This is a genomic window from Paraburkholderia sp. A1RI_3L, assembly GCF_048957895.1.
GTDB classification, from domain to species: Bacteria; Pseudomonadota; Gammaproteobacteria; order Burkholderiales; family Burkholderiaceae; genus Paraburkholderia; species Paraburkholderia kururiensis.
The window spans coordinates 329,981-345,452 of record NZ_JARCHA010000006.1 but is presented as its reverse complement, the minus strand read 5'-3'; the positions used below and the strand labels follow the sequence as shown (position 1 = coordinate 345,452).

Genomic DNA, 15,472 nt, shown 5'->3' with positions numbered 1-15,472 from the left:
GCAATTCGACTGGACCGATGCCATGACTTCCGGACCCGCTCGCCCGGAGAGTTCGCTCCCTGCCTGCCGTACTTTCGGCGCTGCCGTGCCCGTGCCCGTGCCCGCGCATGTGCGGCCGGCCGCCGCATTCGTGATGTCGCCGGCACTGGGCGACACGCTGAACCTGCTCGTAGTCGCACACAACCTCGCGTGCGCCGGCTGGCGCGTGCAGATCTACGGCGATCATGCGCACGCGCTGGCGCACTGGTTCCCCCGTCTTCCCATTTCGCCCGCGCTCGCGCCGGGCGTAGCCGTGCGGGCGCTCGAATCGTTTCAGGTCGTCGTGCAGATGCATCGCGACCGGCCGCTCGCCGATGCCGGTGCCTGGCACAAAGGTTTCATTCATCTGCATGAGGCCGAGTACGCGGACAACGACGATTGCATGGCGAAACGTTTTGCGGCCTTCGCCGCCGCGACGTTCGGGCTGCCGCGCGCCGTTGCGACCAACGGCATGCAGGCGCCGCCCGGACGCGTGTTTCGACGCCATGCGAGGCGCGTGGCGATTCACCCGGAGGCGAGCAGCGCCGACAAGCGCTGGCTACCCGCGCGGTTCATCGCACTGGCACGGCGCCTGGAAAGGGCGGGGTTCGAGCCCGTGTTCGTCATGCACGAACGCGAACGTGCGCGCTGGCCGCAGACCGGCGTGCTGATGCCGGCCTTGCGCTCGTTCGACACCACCACGGCGCTTGCAGACTGGCTCTACGAGTGCGGCTGGTTCATCGGCAACGACTCGGGCGTAGGGCATCTCGCGTCGTCGCTCGGCGTGCCCACGCTCTCCGTGTTCCGGCGTAAGCGCGTCGCGCACCGCTGGCGGCCAGGCTTCGCACCGGGAGCGATCGTCTACCCGCCGTGGTGGCTGCCCACGGCGGCACTGAAGGAACGGTGGTGGCGCGAGTCCATTTCCGTCGCGCGTCTCTTCGCCGCTTTTTGCATGCTCCGCACGCACGCGGTGGCCATGAACCGCCGCAGTGCGCTGGAGGGCGCAGGGCAGGAGGTCGGCACATGAAAGCGGCGCTTGCGCGCGCGTCGTCGATTGCCGTCGTGATGTCGTCTGCCATCGGCGATACGCTGTTGACGATGGTGCTGGTCAACAACCTGGTCCGAAACGGTCATCGGCCCGTGGTGTTCAGCTGGGTGGTGAGCGATCTTGCCGAGTGGTTCCCCGAGGTGGAGGTACGACACAAGTGCGCATGCCGCGAGGCATTCGACCTCGTGATCGAACTGCACGCGACACCGTTCGGTGCATCGCTCGTGAGCACGGGCGGCCGGCATTGCGAGCTGGCACGTCTCGAGGCGTTCCGCACACGCCGGCACATGATCGACATGTTCCTCGCGGTGGCGCGCGACGGTTTTGGCCTCGCGCGCATTACGCGGGAAAACGGCATCGCGGTGCCCCATCACGTGCGATTTCGCGTGAACGAGCGGCGTGTGGCGATCCATCCCACCGGCAGTCACATCGGGAAGATCTGGCCGCAGCGCAAGTTCGTGGCGCTCGCGAAAAAGCTCGTGCAGCGCGGCTACGAGCCCACCTTCCTCGTTGCGCCGGCCGAACGCGAAGCGTGGCAGCACGACCACGAGGCATCGCGCAGTCTGCGCTCGTTCGAGCGTCTTGCCGACGTGGCCGCGTGGATTGCCGAGTCGGGCTGGTTCATCGGCAACGATTCGGGGCTCGGGCATCTCGCTTCGGCGCTCGGTGTGCCGACGCTCACGCTCTTCATGCGCCGGGGCATTGCACGGACCTGGCAGCCGAAATGGGGGCGTGGCGCCATCGTGCTGCCACGCAATCTCGTGGTGGGCGTGTTGAAGGAGCGCTACTGGACGTTCGCGTTGAGTGCGCGCCGCGTGCTGCATTCTTTCGAACAGCTCACGCGCGGCGATCCACACGGCCCACGCAAAAACACCCTCGCCACCCTCGCTGATCCCACATAGTGAGGCCGCGCGCCACTGCGGCCTCACCGCATCATGGATAGTCCCTATGCGCGGCCCTTTTCGCCGCGTCGTTATCCCGGACGGGAAGGTTTGTGTACCTTCGGAAACCGCAGACCGCCCACAGGAAGAAACAATGCTCCGGGGGACTTCATGCTGAACAACATCACCATTCGCGGTGGCCTGACGTTGGTCATCGGTGTCTTTGTCGCGTTTCTGCTGACCGTGATCGGCGTCGGCTTCGGTGCACTCAAGCTCGCGAACAACGGCATCGAAGATGCACAACGCAGCGCCGCAGCGCTGTCGAGCCTGCGCACGAGTTCGGAGAAGCTGCTGCGCGTGCGTCTTGCGCTCGGCAGCTACGAGACGCTCTTTAGCGTCGGCAAGCAAACCGACACGCTGTTGCCCGCTGCGCACAAGGTGCTCGAAGACTCCACGCGCGAATTCCAGCGCTACGCTGCAGGTCCGTTTTCGAGCGACGAGGAACAGCGTCTCGCGCAGACCGTGGCCAAGGCGCGCGCCGCGCTCGTGAACGATGCCATCGAGCCGGAATTCAAGGCGCTCAACGACTACGACTTCACGACCTTCCGCAAGATCCAGGGCGAGACAGCCGACGGCTACTATGCGGCCTACGCGAAAGCCATCGACGCACTCGACCGCGTGCAGGCCGACAAGGGCCAGCACGAAGCGCAGGCTGCCGCCACGCGTTTTCACCTGCTGACGCTCCTGTTCGGCGCGATCGGCGCCGTGGGTGTCGCGATCGGGCTGATGGCGCGCGTCGGTCTTTCGTCGGCGGTCATCAAGCCGGTGAATCGCACCATCGACCACTTCCGCAGCATCGCCGCCGGCGACCTGACCGTGAGCGTGCATTCGAAATCGCGTAACGAGATGGGGCAGTTGCTGGCCGCGCTCGCGCAGATGCGCGACGGACTCGTGGACACCGTCTCGAAAGTGCGCGGCACCACGAGCGCGATCACGCACGGCGCGAACGAAATTTCAGCGGGCAACGCGGACCTCTCGCAGCGCACCGAGCAACAGGCCGCCGCGCTGCAGGAAACGGCCGCGAGCATGGAAGAGCTGTCCGCCACGGTGAAGCAGAACACCGACAACGCGCGTCAGGCGAGCCGTCTCGCGCAAACCGCGCTCGATACGGTGGTGCGCAGCGGCGATGTCGTCACGCGTGTGACGGAAACGATGGACGGCATCACCGACTCGTCGCGCAAGATGGCCGAGATCATCGGCATGATCGAAGGCATCGCGTTCCAGACCAACATCCTGGCGCTCAATGCGGCCGTTGAAGCGGCTCGTGCGGGCGAGCAGGGCCGCGGCTTCGCCGTGGTCGCCGCCGAAGTGCGCAGCCTCGCGCAGCGCTCGGGCACGGCTGCCAAAGAGATCAAGGACCTGATCGGCGAATCTACGGCGAAGGTGGAGCAGGGCGCGACGCTCGTGGGCGACGCGCGCCGCACCATGCAGGACGCGATGGAATCCGTCACGCGCGTGACGAGCATCATGAGCGAGATCGAAGCGGCGGCGCTGGAGCAGAGCGACGGCATCGAGCAGATCAACAAGGCCATCGCGCAGATCGACGAGGTGACGCAGCACAACGCGGCGCTCGTGGAGGAAGCCGCGGCGGCCGCGAAGTCGCTCGAGTCGCAGGCCGACGTGCTGCGCGATGCGGTGGCCGTGTTCCGTCTTGCCGAGGGCGAACGGTCGGTTCGTGCTGCTGCCGTGCGGCCGGAACGCAGCGAGCGTGCACAACTTACGCGCGTGCCCGCTGCTGCCGCTTAGGCTTCTCCGGCACTGGGACTGGGTGTCAGTGTGCAGCTCGCGCAGCTGCCACGGAGCGGATCGCCAGCCTAGATCTGCTCTCGCCCGAAAGCGGCCAGCTGTGCGAGGTCGAGCACGGTGATCTGGTTGTAGGCAAGCTGCACGACGCCGATGCGCTCGAGCGTCTGCAGCGCCTGGTTGATGCGCTGGCGCGACACGCCGACGAGCAGCCCCAGCTCTTCCTGTGAAATCGCGAGCGTGGGACCGGTATCCGGATAGAGGTCCGGATTGAACAGCTGCGCGAGAGCCTGCGCCACGCGCGCGTCCACGTCGAGCAGCCGGCTGTTCTGGATCGACGCGATGAATTCGCCCATGCGATTGTTCAACTGCCGGATCACGAAGCCGTTGAACGGCAGGCTCGTATTGAGCAGCGTGTGAAACGTGGCTGAGGGCACGAACATCACGAGCGAGCGCTGGATCGTCACCACGTCGTACTTGCGCAGCTCCTGCTTGATCACGCTGCCCTCCCCGAACCAGCCGCCCGACGGCACGCCCGAGAGCGTGCAGCTGCGCCCGTCCGGGTTGCAGATGGCGAGCTTCAAGAGCCCCGTGTGCACGCCGATCCAGTAGGCCGAGGGTTCGAGCCGGCGCGCGACCCATTCGCCCGCCTCGTGATACCGCGCCTCACCCGTCTCCACGACCAGCGCCTGATGCTCCGGCGCGAGCGCCCGGAACCACGCACTGCGCGCAAAGAGCGCCGCGCGCTGCTCCAATGCGGTCAGCGGCTCAGCCGGGGCCGGATCGGGCGCGGGCGCAACCAACGCCTCTTTCATAGCGTCCGGGGCGGGCGTCGCCGGCTTGCAGGGCATGGCGGCGGAACGGTCAGACGAAAGCCGTTCTTGCGGCAGATCATGATCCGGGTGGTTCAAAACGGCACTCATGGAGGGGCGGTCCGTCAAGCTGTGCGGGCGCGGCCGGAAGGGTCGCGCCCGATGGGCGAATCTGTCGTTTCGATGACAGACTCCAAAAAGGGCGGTGCGGTAGCCTCTACCGCGATAAGAAACCATAACGCCCGAAACTGACGGGAACCTGATGACATATCGGACATCCAGGACACATGGAGACGCTGCAATGACGCACATATTCGAGGAGGGACTCGGCCGGCGCGAGGCCAATTACGTCTCGCTCACGCCGATCGATTTCATTGCGCGCGCCGCCGAAGTCTACGGCGACCGCCCGGCCATCGTCTACGGCGAGACGCGCCGCAACTGGCGCGAGACCTACGAACGCACGCGGCGCCTTGCCAGCGCGCTTGCCCGCGTGGGCGTGGGCCACGGCGATACGGTCGCCGTGCTCCTGCCGAATATTCCCGAGATGGTGGAGGTGCACTTCGGCGTGCCGATGGCGGGCGCCGTGCTCAATGCGCTGAACACGCGGCTCGACATCGCCTCCATGCTCTTCATGCTGCGTCATGGCGAAGCGAAGGTGCTGATCGTCGATACCGAATTCGGCGACTTCGCGCATCGCGTAGCGCTCGAACTGCCGCACGTGCGCATTGTGAGCGTAGCCGACGTGCAGCCCGCCGAGCCCGGCAAGTTCCCGAACGCGACGGACTACGAGGCCTTCCTCGCCCAGGGCGATCCCGACTTCGTCTGGACGCCGCCCGCCGACGAGTGGGAGGCCATCGCGCTCAACTACACGTCGGGCACCACCGGCGACCCGAAGGGCGTGGTGTACCACCATCGCGGCGCGTACATGAACGCGCTGTCCAACATCCTCGAATGGGATCTGCCCAAGCACTGCGTCTACCTCTGGACGCTGCCCATGTTCCATTGCAACGGCTGGTGCTTCCCGTGGACCGTGGCGGCGCGTGCGGGCGTCAACGTATGTCTGCGGCGCTTCGAAGCACGCTACGTGCTGGACCTGATTCGCCGCGAGGGCATCACGCATTACTGCGGCGCGCCCATCGTGCAGAGCGCCATCGCGAATGCGCCGGCCGAATGGCGCGAGGGCATCACGCAGAAAGTGCACGCCATGGTGGCGGGAGCCGCGCCCGCGCCGGCCGTGATCGCGAAGATGAAGGAAATCGGCTTCGACCTCACGCACGTCTACGGCCTGACCGAGGTGTACGGCCCGGCCGCCGTGTGCGCGAAGCAGGCGCATTGGGATGCGCTCGATGACGACGAACGCGCTCGCCTCAACGCGCGCCAGGGGGTGCGCTATCACCTGCAGGCCGGCGTGACCGTGCTCGATCCCGATACGCTCGAAGCCGTGCCCGCCGACGGCGAAACGCTCGGCGAGATCATGTTCCGCGGCAACATCTGCATGAAGGGCTACCTCAAGAACGAGCAGGCCACCGAGGAAGCCTTCCGTGGCGGCTGGTTCCACACGGGCGACCTCGGCGTGCTGATGCCGGACGGCTACGTGCGCATCAAAGACCGGCGCAAGGACATCATCATCTCGGGCGGCGAGAACATTTCGAGCATCGAGGTGGAAGACGCGCTGTACCGTCATCCCGCCGTGGCCGTGGCGGCCGTGGTCGCGATGCCCGACCCGAAGTGGGGCGAGGTGCCATGCGCCTTCGTCGAGTTGAGGGAGGGCGCGAGCGTGACCGTGGAGGAGATCATCGCGCACTGCCGTCTGTTCCTCGCGGGCTACAAGTTGCCCAAGGTGGTGCGCTTCGGCGAGTTGCCGAAGACCTCGACCGGCAAGATCCAGAAGTTCCAGCTGCGCACGGCCGTGGGCTCGGACCGTGCCATCGACCTCGCGGGCGATCCGCCGCCTAAAGGTTGATCGGCTGATCGCTCAGCGGCGCCCGCCTGCGGGAAGGGCGGGAAACGAGGAGGCTGCAGCACTCGAAAGAAGGACTCGAAACACTTCGTAAGCTCCTCGCAAAGACTGTCGCTGTTCGGGGGGCCTCGCCCGGCCCGCTGAACGGATCATTGATCGCAAGTCAACCGCACCGCCTCCGACTTGCGATGAAGATTCTCCGGTATGCCTGCCTTGGCGCGCTGCTGCTGTTCCACGTGAGCGCCCACGCAACGAGCTTCGACTGCAGCAAGGGCCGCTCGGTTACCGAGCGCATGATCTGCAGCAACGACGACCTCTCCCAACTCGACGACGAACTCGGCAAGCTCTATTGGGCGATACGCCGTCACACCGCGGACCGCCGCGCCTTTCTCGCGGACAGCGACAGCAAGTGGCTTTGGCGCGAGCACAACTGCACGGACCGCGACTGTCTCGTCAACTGGTACCACGGCCGCATCGAGGAACTGCAGCGCAAGGCGGAAAGCCTGAGGGCGGCTCAGGTGCCTCAGATGCCTCAGATGCCGCCGGTGCCTCAAACGGAGTCCGCGAGTGCGACTACGCGCGCTGCGCCTGGGTCCGTGCCCATGCCGGCGTCCGCGACGCGTCTTTCGGCGAGCAGGGCCGTGGAACCCGTCGAACCGCTTCAATGCACCGCGACCGACCCTGGCCTCATCGTTCATGCCGGCTGCAGCACGATTCTCGACCGCACCACCGGCTGGCGACGCGAGCGGCACGATGGCGGCACAGACTGGTTCTGCGGACTCGCGATGGCGGTGTCGTCGACGGTTTCGGATTGAGTGCGGGATTGCTGTGGCTGTTTTATTTCGGGCGAAACTCTCACATTACTGTTTCGCGAATGCCGTGCGCGCCGCTCTATTTAATGCGATTGGCATGGGACTTGGCATTTTGGTAATTCAATTGGCATAAATTGAAAGGGCTCGGCGTATTGGTAGCCGGTACGCTCAAATAAAAGTTTCTATAGATGGCCAGGAAAACGTTTTTGCCATTCCGGCAGGCTCACTATGTTATGCGCGGCCCGTATGAGGGCCGTGGCCAACATATAAAGGAGCTCAAGAATGGAAAACGTGATCACCCGGCGAGCGCTTCATCCGGCTTTCGGCGCGATCTTGCCGGCGTTCGTCGCCACGCGTGTCGAACGGTACTACAGGGAACGGGTCCAGCAAACCTGGGCGGGCGGACACATCATGCGCGGAAAGGTGCCGGGCCCGGACGCGCTGCATCTTTCGAGTAACGACTATCTTTCGGTTGCGCGACATCCGGAGATTCTTTCGGCCATGTACGAAAGCATCCGGGAGGAGGGCAACGGCCTCTTGATGTCGGCGGTTTTCGTGCACGGCGAGTCTCCGCTGCTGGAGTTCGAAAACCGGCTTGCGGCGTTCATGGGGGCGGAGTCCGGGGTGCTTTGCCAGTCGGGTTACGCTGCCAATACGGGATTGCTCCAATCCATTGCATCGCCGGAAACGACTGTGTATGCCGACATGATGGCGCACATGTCGCTGTGGGAAGGTATCCGCAGTGCCGGAGCGAATCCCGTCAGCTTCATGCATAACGATGCGGGCCATCTGGAACGGCAGATCCTGCGCTACGGGCCGGGCATCGTGGTGGTGGACTCGGTGTACAGCACGAACGGCAGCGTCAGTCCGTTGCGCGATATCGCCGACGTTTGCACCGCCCATGGATGCGTGCTCGTCGTGGACGAGTCGCATTCTCTCGGCACGCATGGACCGGGTGGTGCCGGGATGGTGGTGGAACTGGGGCTCACCGATCGCGTGCACTTCCGCACGGCGAGCCTCGCCAAGGCGTTTGCGGGTCGGGCCGGTTTCGTCACGTGCTCGCGCGAGTTTCAGGAGTATTTCAAGTGCGAGTCGAATCCGGCGATTTTCAGCTCGACGCTGCTGCCCCACGAAATCAGGGGGCTTCTGGCCACACTCGACGTGATCTCGCGCGAAGACTGGCGACGCAGGAAGCTCATGTCGAACGCCCGATATCTGCGCGAAGCGCTGACTGCGCTCGGCTATAACCTGAACGGCAGCGAGAGCCAGATCATTGCGCTCGAAGCCGGTCCGGAGCCGCGCACGATGGTATTGCGCGACGCGCTGGAGGCGCACGGCGTTTTTGGGTCGGTCTTCTGCGCGCCCGCTACGGCAAAGAACCGCTCGCTGGTGAGGTTATCCGTCAACGCCACGCTGACTCAGGAGCAGCTCGAGAAGATCGTGAGCGTGTGTGGAGCGATTCGCGAGCAGGTGCAACTGCACCTGTGGCCGTCAACGCGGCGTCGCGGCGACACAGGGCTTGCGGTACGTCGCCAGCGCGGTGAGCACGACGAGCACGATGAGCGCGCCGAAATGGCTGTCGCGGCATGAGCCGGGGTATTTCCCTGCAAGTGGCGCGGCGTGGTAGTTAGAGGCTCGAGCCCCATGCCGCCCGGATTTCCTCATCGAGCGATTCCAGGTAGTTGTCGTACGGAACGATCGAACTGAGGTTGAAGCCGGGTGGCTGCTTCACCACCGCATAGACGTAGGAGCGCTCGCCCTCGAATGCCGAGGCCGGATGCATGTAGCGCTGCCAGTTGCTGCATCGCGCCGGATAGTAGCCTTCCGTTTCCCAGAAGTAGGGAAGCGACCGCCGGCCATCGAGTTCCGCGAGGAAATCCGCTGGCGCCTGCTGCTCGATGGCGATCTCGCGCACGCCTCGCAGCGTCTCGTCGGTATGCACGATCAGGAGATACGCCGCGCCTGCGCTGTCGAGCATCAGCAGGCCGTTGGGCTGATAGGAAAGGTAGTGCTCGACGATGTTCAGCCGGTGGAAGATTTCATCCACCTTCGCTGCGAACAGCGTGTCTTTCAGAAACGCGTATTCCGTGACAGCCAGCGTGTCGAGCACCGTGCCGCATGCCTTTTCGAAGTACGCGTTCTGCATGTCCTCGACCGCCTGGTTCAGCGTCGCAATGGCTTCGCTGTCCTGCTTGCGGATGAAGCGGTCGATCAACCCTTCGTTGAAGCTCTTTACCGCAAGGTGCTCGTTAGCCTTGCCCGTCAGAATGATTTTCCTGACGGCCGGATTCGCGATGCGCCGGCAAAATTCGAGGCCGTTCATCTCGGGCATGTCGTAGTCCACCACGACAACGGACGTACGGGCGAACCGTCGGCCGTTATGCACTTGCTGTCGAATGGCTTCGAGGCTCATGGCGATGACATGATGCGTGTCGTCTTCGTCGGTTCTGTCCCTGTAGGGCTCAAAAAACGGTTCGACGAAGCGCCCGCCTGCCTCGCTTGGGCTGGGCTTGTCGTTGAGCGATCGCAGCGCCTGAACCGGCGAATTGAACAGCCGGAAGGCGAGCTGCGAACCGAGCTGAAGGCTGAGATTCGAGAGAAACGCCGCGCTGTCGTCGACGAACCCCACGGTGGTGGGGAAGAAGAATGGCTTGATCGTATCGGCGGTCATGGCAGCGGGAATATCAGCACGAATTCGGTGTACTGGCCCTTCACGGAAGAGCATTCGATCGCCCCGCCGAAGGAGCGCATGACATCCCGGCAGAAAGCGAGGCCGATGCCGGTGCTGGGTGAAACGTCGGCTGGCACGGTGTCCGGCGACGTAGCCTGTTCGCTTGGTCCCGACGAGGTGTAGAAGCGGGTGAACACGTGCGGCAATGCATCGGCGTCGATGCCGCGCCCGGTATCGCGGAAGATGAGCCGGTTGTCGCGGCTGGAGGGCAGCAGGCGAATGGTGATGTCGGCGTGGCTTACGCCGCTCATGTGGCGGAAGGCGTTCTTGAGCAGGTTGAAGAGCACGTGGACCATCAGCATTTCCGAGCCTTCGAACTCGAAGCCCGCCGTCAGATCGCAGTGCACGCGTTGCTGTTCGTCGTCACGGAACGGGTAGCGCGCGAGCGCGACGCGTACGCACTCTTCTATCGAGCAGCGCGAGAAAGGTTGCGTATAGCCGCCGGTAAATCGCGCGTTGGCGAGCAGCATGTCGATGATGCCGTTCGAATGCAGGGCTTCCTGCTCCACGCGTGCCAGCACGCCTTGCATCGAGAGAAGGTGGGCGATGCGGATCTTCGGCACGGGGAGCTGGCCACGCTGCGCGATGGCGTAACTGTCGAGCAGCGCGGGCAGGAAGCGTGTGAGGCCCGCTGCTCCGGCACGAATGGCGAGCAGTGGCGTGCGCAGTTCATGCGCGACGCTGCTCGCGGTCGCGAGCATGGCGCGCTCCTGCTCGATGCGCACACGTTCCAGATCGTAGTTGGCCAGCGCACCGATGCCGATGGCGAAAGAAAAGATGGCCAGATGCGCGAGATACCCGAGTTCCACCGGCTGGGTGGTCAGGCAATAGGCGACGACGGCAAGACTGATTCCGACCACGAAATGCAGGACCAGCATCAGCCAGTCCAGCAACAGCACCATGACGAAGACGGCAATCAGTGCGCTTTCGACCCACACTTCCGTGCCGCCGTTCTTCAGCAGCATGAACCCGAAGAAGAAAGGCAGCGCGTATAGGGCCGACGCATACCAGTACCACGGCAGGTACTTTTGCAGGGTCGCGGGCCAGCGGTCGTGGAAGATGATCGGCACGAAAAGCACTGAGCCGACCACACGCAACCACAGGTTCTCGTAGGGCTGCGGGAACAGATCGCGCCAGACGTAGTAGTAGAGCGGGAAGCCGATCACCGCGACAACGGCAAGCGGACGCATGCGGCGCTTCGCATACTGCATGTTGTTCAATGCAGGTGCGAATGCACGGTTCGTCCACTGCGATAGTTTCGATAAGTTCATGGGAACCGATGAATCTTGTCTCTGGCGTCGGAATGAACGATCCCTTCGGCGCGAACAGGCGAGCGGTTAGAAGGCGGGTATTCCTGGCCCCATTGTTTGTTTGCGTCGGCATAACGGGGGCGAAGCATCGTCTCCTGCATGGCTTCCTGTTCCCCGAGACCCGCCTACTTTGCTACGACGGGCTAATTTACCATTGCAAAACCGTTCCGTGGCTCATTTCGTGACGCGTGATGCGACTGCTGGCATTGAAATTCTGTTGTCATAGAGTTCGGCGAACTGAAATTGATTCGCCGAACATTTTTTAATGCGTTATGCATGTTGGCAAATATCGCGGATATTCGATGCAAACCGAATATATCTGTAATGACGCGATAGATACGAACCACCGGTATGCCGAAGTGATTGCTCATTCCGGTTCGCCCAGAACGAATAACCCTCTCCGACTCACCCAAAAATTAAAGACCCTCCGGCGCGACTTCGAACCTCTCCGAATGGATAGCTACCCCGCGCGTTTTGACCTGGCCTAATATGCGCGTCCCGTCTCCATGGCCCGGTTATGGACGCAACATCGTCTTCTTCCCGATCGCGCCGCAAGGATGTCCGGCGAAGCCCGCCTCGGCTTACCCGGGAGATGTTGCTGCCGCTGCCGGCAGCCACTGTGCGGGCGCTCTCGCTCGAATCCCATACGGCGCTTGCTGCCGTCATCGCCGGACACGCCACAGCGCCGGTGGTGAACCGCCTCTTCAAGACGCTCTATCTCACCTGGTTCCTTCAGCAAGGCATGGGGCAGTTGCCGGAGACGGAGGCGTTTCGCAGCGCGGAAGCCGCGCTCATGCTTTGTTCACGGTGCGTGCGCGAAGGCCGCGAATGGCGGCTCGCGGAGGCCGGTCGCGCTGCGCTGTGCAGCATTCTCGCCCTCAACGACCATTTGCTCGCCTGCGCTCCCGCGCATTGCCATGCCGAGGCCACGCGACGGCTGCGCAAGCTGGCCACATCGCGGGCGTTGGGGGCGTCGTCGGACTTGCCCTGATGTTGGCGTGGTACCCGCCCGCCACTGCTTGCTCCTGATCCCCAGCGCCATGAACCAGCCGTCCCCGGCGCTATCCCTTCAGCGCCCCACCTTTATGCAGACGTGACGCCTGGCGCCTGTCGCAGAGCGTCTCGCTCTCCCGGTTACCGGCGCATATTGGGGTACGGTATGCTTGCGTAACGTCGGATGGCACGGCGGTGCCGATCGCACGCCTCCTGTGCACGCGGTATCCGGCCTCGCCGGGGCACGCCATTCGACCGCATTGAAGACCGATTCGGTGGTGGAGTGTCATGGGAATGGCGGTTGGGATAGGGGAGCGGGCAAGCGCAGCGAGTCCGCAGAATGAGGCCGCGATTCTGGGCTCTGCATCGGGCCGTGCGTCGGGCCGTGCATCGGGCCTTTTATTGGGCCGGGGCTGGGACGTCCTCTTGAGCCGCACATCGGGCCGCGCCCGTATCCAGAGGGGCTTTCGAGCCGAAGCACCTGCGCCTCGGGCCCGGTGCACAGGGCATCCGATCATGTCGTGTGTAACGAGCGGCGTGCAGTCCTTCACGCCTCTGTGGTGAACCCATGCCCACGACCCTGGACCTGCGCGCACGATACGGCCGCTCGGCCGGACGCCGCTTCCTGTTCGAGTGGCTGGCCACGGGCATTTTCGGCGTGGCGGTGCTTGTCCTCGCGGCGCTGCTGCCCGTCACTGCGAGCCTCGATCACGTCGTCTACGACAGCTATCTCCGGCTGAACGCGCGAACGCCGTCGGCGGATATCGTGATGGTCGAGATCGACAACGCGAGCATCGCGCAACTCGGCCGCTGGCCGTGGCCGCGCAGCGTCCATACACGTCTTGCCGAGACACTCGCGAAGGCGCATCCCGCCGCGGTGATCTACGACGTCCTGTTCACCGAGCCTTCGCCGGACGACCAGGCGCTTGCACGCGCCTTCGCCGATGCGCCCACGTTCCTTCCCGTTCTGCTCTCGCCTGCCGACGAAACCGGCATGCGCGAGGCGCTGCGTCCTGTTGCTCCGCTGGCGGCCGCAGCCGCAGGGCTCGGGCATATCAACCTCGAGGTGGACAGCGACGGCATCGTGCGCAGCGTCGCGCTGTTCGAAGGCGATGCGCATTCGCGCTGGCCGCAGTTGATGGTGCCGGTCTGGCGCGCCATTCGCAGCGGGCGCCTGCCGCTGGCCGACGGCAGCGAGGCCGCGCAGCGTGCGCCCGACATCACGCGCGTGGGCGGCACCGGCAGCGAAGCGCGCTTTCTCGTGCCGTTCAGCCGCGCCGCGCAGCACTATCGCAAGGTGTCGTTCGCGCAGGTGCTGGCGGGCACCGTGCCGCCCGAGTGGTTTCGCGGGCGCATCGTGATCGTGGGCGCCACGGCGTCGGGCCTCTACGATCGTTTTGCCATACCGCTGTCGGGCGCGCTGGGTCCGCTGCCGGGTGCCTATATCCACGCCAACGTGCTCGATACGCTGCTGCGCGGCGACGCGATAGAACCCGTGTCGCGCCCCATCACCATCGCGGCCTCGCTTGTGCCGCTGGCGCTGTTGCTGGCCGGCTTTCTCGTGTTTTCGCCCGTACGTTCGCTGATCCTGACGGCCGTGCTCGCCGTGTGCGCGCTCGTATTCGGCGGGGCGTTGCTTTTCGGCGCGCATCGCTGGATGACGCCCGTGCCGGCCATCCTCGCGCTCGTCTCGCTGTATCCGGCCTGGAGCTGGCGGCGTCTCGAAATGACCATGGCGTACCTGCGCAAGGAACTGCAGCAGCTTGCCGACGAACCGAACCTGCTGCCCGAAGCGCCCCGGCGGCGGCGCGAGTTCAGCGGCGACGTGCTGGAGCGGTACATGGCGCTGATGGCGCAGGCGGCCCAGCGCGTGCAGGACATGAAGCGCTTCGTGTGGGACAGCCTCGACAGCGTGCCCGAACCGATCCTCGTGGCCGACCGCCTGGGCGCGGTGCTGATCGCGAATCAGGCGGCGCGCGCGCACTTCGCGCGGCTGGGCGAGGGGCCGCCGGAAGGCCGGCTCATGCGCGACGCGCTGGCGGATCTCGCGTTCGTGAAGACCATCGACGCGAGCCCGGAAGCCGATACCTTCGCGCGTGCCCATTGGCCTGCGCCGCTCGACCCCACGCGGGCCGAGTACGCGACGCTGATGGAAGAGGGCGTGGAGGTGCGCGACCACGAAGAGCGCGACCACCTGCTGCGCTACGCGAAGTGCACCAACGCCGAAGGCGAGCAGACCGGCTGGATTGCGGGCCTCGTCGACGTAACGGCCCTGCACGAGGCCGAACGTCAGCGCGAAGACGCCTTGCGTCTGCTCTCGCACGACATGCGCTCGCCGCAGGCATCCATTCTTGCGCTCGTGGAGATCGAACGCGCGCGCAACGAGTCGCCGCACGTGCAGGGCTTGATGCAGCGCATCGAGCGCTACGCGCGCCGCGCGCTCGAACTTGCCGACGACTTCGTGCAGCTCGCGCGCGCCGAATCGCAACCTTATGACCTGCGTGCCGCGAGCCTCGGCGAACTCGTGATCGATGCGAGCGACGAAGTGTGGCCGCAGGCACATGCGAAGCACATCCAGATCGACCACGCATTCGAGGACGACGGCGAGGCCTGGGTCTGCGCAGACCGTTCGCTCATCACGCGCGCGCTCGTGAATATCCTCAACAACGCGGTGAAGTACAGTCCCGGGAACACGCATATCACCTGCACCGTGGCGCTCGAACCGGCGACGAGTGCCGACCGTCGCGTGGTCTGCACGATCCGCGACCAGGGTTACGGCATTCCGCTTGCGGAGCAGGCGTATCTGTTCGAACGTTTCCGGCGCTTTCATGCCGATGACCGGCCCGAGGTGAACGGCACCGGTCTCGGCATGGCGTTCGTAAAGACCGTGGTGATGCGCCACGGGGGCGATGTCACGGTGCAAAGCGAGCCGGGCAAGGGCACCGCGTTTACCATTTCGCTTCCGCTCTTTCTCGAAGAAGCCGACGATGTCCTGCCGGACGACGCCGGGAACGAGCACGCACACGGCGAAAAGCCGGATGCTCATGCGGGTTAGCCGATCGGGTTAGCCGATACCCATCGAACAGGACGTGGAATGCCATTGC

The 15,472-nt window shown here is 64.7% G+C and carries 11 protein-coding genes; 8 read left to right on the top strand and 3 right to left on the bottom strand.

All coding sequences use genetic code 11. The features are described from left to right. The first annotated feature begins 22 nt into the window (after positions 1-22). From PXJ20_RS18880 to PXJ20_RS18870, 3 genes are all read left to right on the top strand, one after another. Complete coding sequence (locus PXJ20_RS18880; RefSeq protein ID WP_421030462.1) at positions 23-1,045, top strand: glycosyltransferase family 9 protein; 1,023 nt, start codon at positions 23-25, stop codon at positions 1,043-1,045. Then, entirely contained in the window at positions 1,042-1,968 is a 927-nt protein-coding gene (locus PXJ20_RS18875; RefSeq protein ID WP_421030463.1) for a glycosyltransferase family 9 protein, read from the top strand. The genes PXJ20_RS18880 and PXJ20_RS18875 overlap by 4 nt, the downstream gene beginning before the upstream one ends. A 150-nt stretch (positions 1,969-2,118) precedes the next feature. Then, positions 2,119-3,753, top strand: a complete 1,635-nt coding sequence (locus PXJ20_RS18870) for a methyl-accepting chemotaxis protein (protein WP_421030464.1) — start codon at positions 2,119-2,121, stop codon at positions 3,751-3,753. Positions 3,754-3,821: 68 nt separating this feature from the next. Here the strand turns inward: PXJ20_RS18870 and PXJ20_RS18865 are convergent, their stop codons facing one another. Continuing rightward, entirely contained in the window at positions 3,822-4,601 is a 780-nt protein-coding gene (locus tag PXJ20_RS18865) for a Crp/Fnr family transcriptional regulator (protein ID WP_421030989.1), read from the bottom strand. Positions 4,602-4,863: 262 nt separating this feature from the next. Between PXJ20_RS18865 and PXJ20_RS18860 the strand changes: the two genes are divergently transcribed. From PXJ20_RS18860 to cqsA, 3 genes are all read left to right on the top strand, one after another. Continuing rightward, positions 4,864-6,525 (top strand): acyl-CoA synthetase, encoded by a 1,662-nt coding sequence (locus PXJ20_RS18860; protein ID WP_421030465.1) that lies wholly within the window; start codon positions 4,864-4,866, stop codon positions 6,523-6,525. Between the two features lie 185 nt (positions 6,526-6,710). Continuing rightward, positions 6,711-7,337, top strand: coding sequence for a lysozyme inhibitor LprI family protein (locus PXJ20_RS18855; RefSeq protein WP_421030466.1), 627 nt, complete (start codon positions 6,711-6,713; stop codon positions 7,335-7,337). A 279-nt stretch (positions 7,338-7,616) separates the two neighbouring features. Further along, positions 7,617-8,924 (top strand): alpha-hydroxyketone-type quorum-sensing autoinducer synthase, encoded by a 1,308-nt coding sequence (gene cqsA / locus PXJ20_RS18850; protein ID WP_413213237.1) that lies wholly within the window; start codon positions 7,617-7,619, stop codon positions 8,922-8,924. Positions 8,925-8,961: 37 nt separating this feature from the next. On the opposite strand, the gene PXJ20_RS18845 is transcribed toward cqsA, so the two are convergent. Both PXJ20_RS18845 and PXJ20_RS18840 read right to left on the bottom strand, forming a co-directional pair. Then, complete coding sequence (locus PXJ20_RS18845) at positions 8,962-10,005, bottom strand: response regulator (protein WP_413213238.1); 1,044 nt, start codon at positions 10,003-10,005, stop codon at positions 8,962-8,964. After that, positions 10,002-11,336 carry a sensor histidine kinase gene (locus PXJ20_RS18840; RefSeq protein ID WP_421030467.1) on the bottom strand — a complete coding sequence of 445 codons (1,335 nt, stop codon included), beginning with the start codon at positions 11,334-11,336 and terminating at the stop codon, positions 10,002-10,004. Before PXJ20_RS18840 ends, PXJ20_RS18845 begins: the two co-directional genes overlap by 4 nt. 631 nt (positions 11,337-11,967) lie before the next feature. On the opposite strand from PXJ20_RS18840, the gene PXJ20_RS18835 reads away from it, so the two are divergent. Then, the gene (locus PXJ20_RS18835; RefSeq protein WP_421030468.1) at positions 11,968-12,366 is read left to right on the top strand and encodes a Fis family transcriptional regulator; all 399 of its coding nucleotides are present in this window, start codon (positions 11,968-11,970) and stop codon (positions 12,364-12,366) included. A 570-nt stretch (positions 12,367-12,936) separates the two neighbouring features. Beyond that, the gene (locus tag PXJ20_RS18830; RefSeq protein WP_421030469.1) at positions 12,937-15,423 is read left to right on the top strand and encodes a CHASE2 domain-containing protein; all 2,487 of its coding nucleotides are present in this window, start codon (positions 12,937-12,939) and stop codon (positions 15,421-15,423) included. Positions 15,424-15,472 lie beyond the last annotated feature (49 nt).

Excerpts from the sequence above, each read along its gene's own strand:
- PXJ20_RS18855 (WP_421030466.1), top strand. The coding sequence starts at position 6,711 with ATGAAGATTCTCCGGTATGCCTGCCTTGGCGCGCTGCTGCTGTTCCAC.
- PXJ20_RS18875 (WP_421030463.1), top strand. The coding sequence starts at position 1,042 with ATGAAAGCGGCGCTTGCGCGCGCGTCGTCGATTGCCGTCGTGATGTCG.
- PXJ20_RS18830 (WP_421030469.1), top strand. The coding sequence starts at position 12,937 with ATGCCCACGACCCTGGACCTGCGCGCACGATACGGCCGCTCGGCCGGA.
- PXJ20_RS18870 (WP_421030464.1), top strand. The coding sequence starts at position 2,119 with ATGCTGAACAACATCACCATTCGCGGTGGCCTGACGTTGGTCATCGGT.
- PXJ20_RS18860 (WP_421030465.1), top strand. The coding sequence starts at position 4,864 with ATGACGCACATATTCGAGGAGGGACTCGGCCGGCGCGAGGCCAATTAC.
- cqsA (WP_413213237.1), top strand. The coding sequence starts at position 7,617 with ATGGAAAACGTGATCACCCGGCGAGCGCTTCATCCGGCTTTCGGCGCG.
- PXJ20_RS18845 (WP_413213238.1), bottom strand. The coding sequence starts at position 10,005 with ATGACCGCCGATACGATCAAGCCATTCTTCTTCCCCACCACCGTGGGG.
- PXJ20_RS18835 (WP_421030468.1), top strand. The coding sequence starts at position 11,968 with ATGTTGCTGCCGCTGCCGGCAGCCACTGTGCGGGCGCTCTCGCTCGAA.
- PXJ20_RS18840 (WP_421030467.1), bottom strand. The coding sequence starts at position 11,336 with ATGAACTTATCGAAACTATCGCAGTGGACGAACCGTGCATTCGCACCT.
- PXJ20_RS18880 (WP_421030462.1), top strand. The coding sequence starts at position 23 with ATGACTTCCGGACCCGCTCGCCCGGAGAGTTCGCTCCCTGCCTGCCGT.
- PXJ20_RS18865 (WP_421030989.1), bottom strand. The coding sequence starts at position 4,601 with ATGCCCTGCAAGCCGGCGACGCCCGCCCCGGACGCTATGAAAGAGGCG.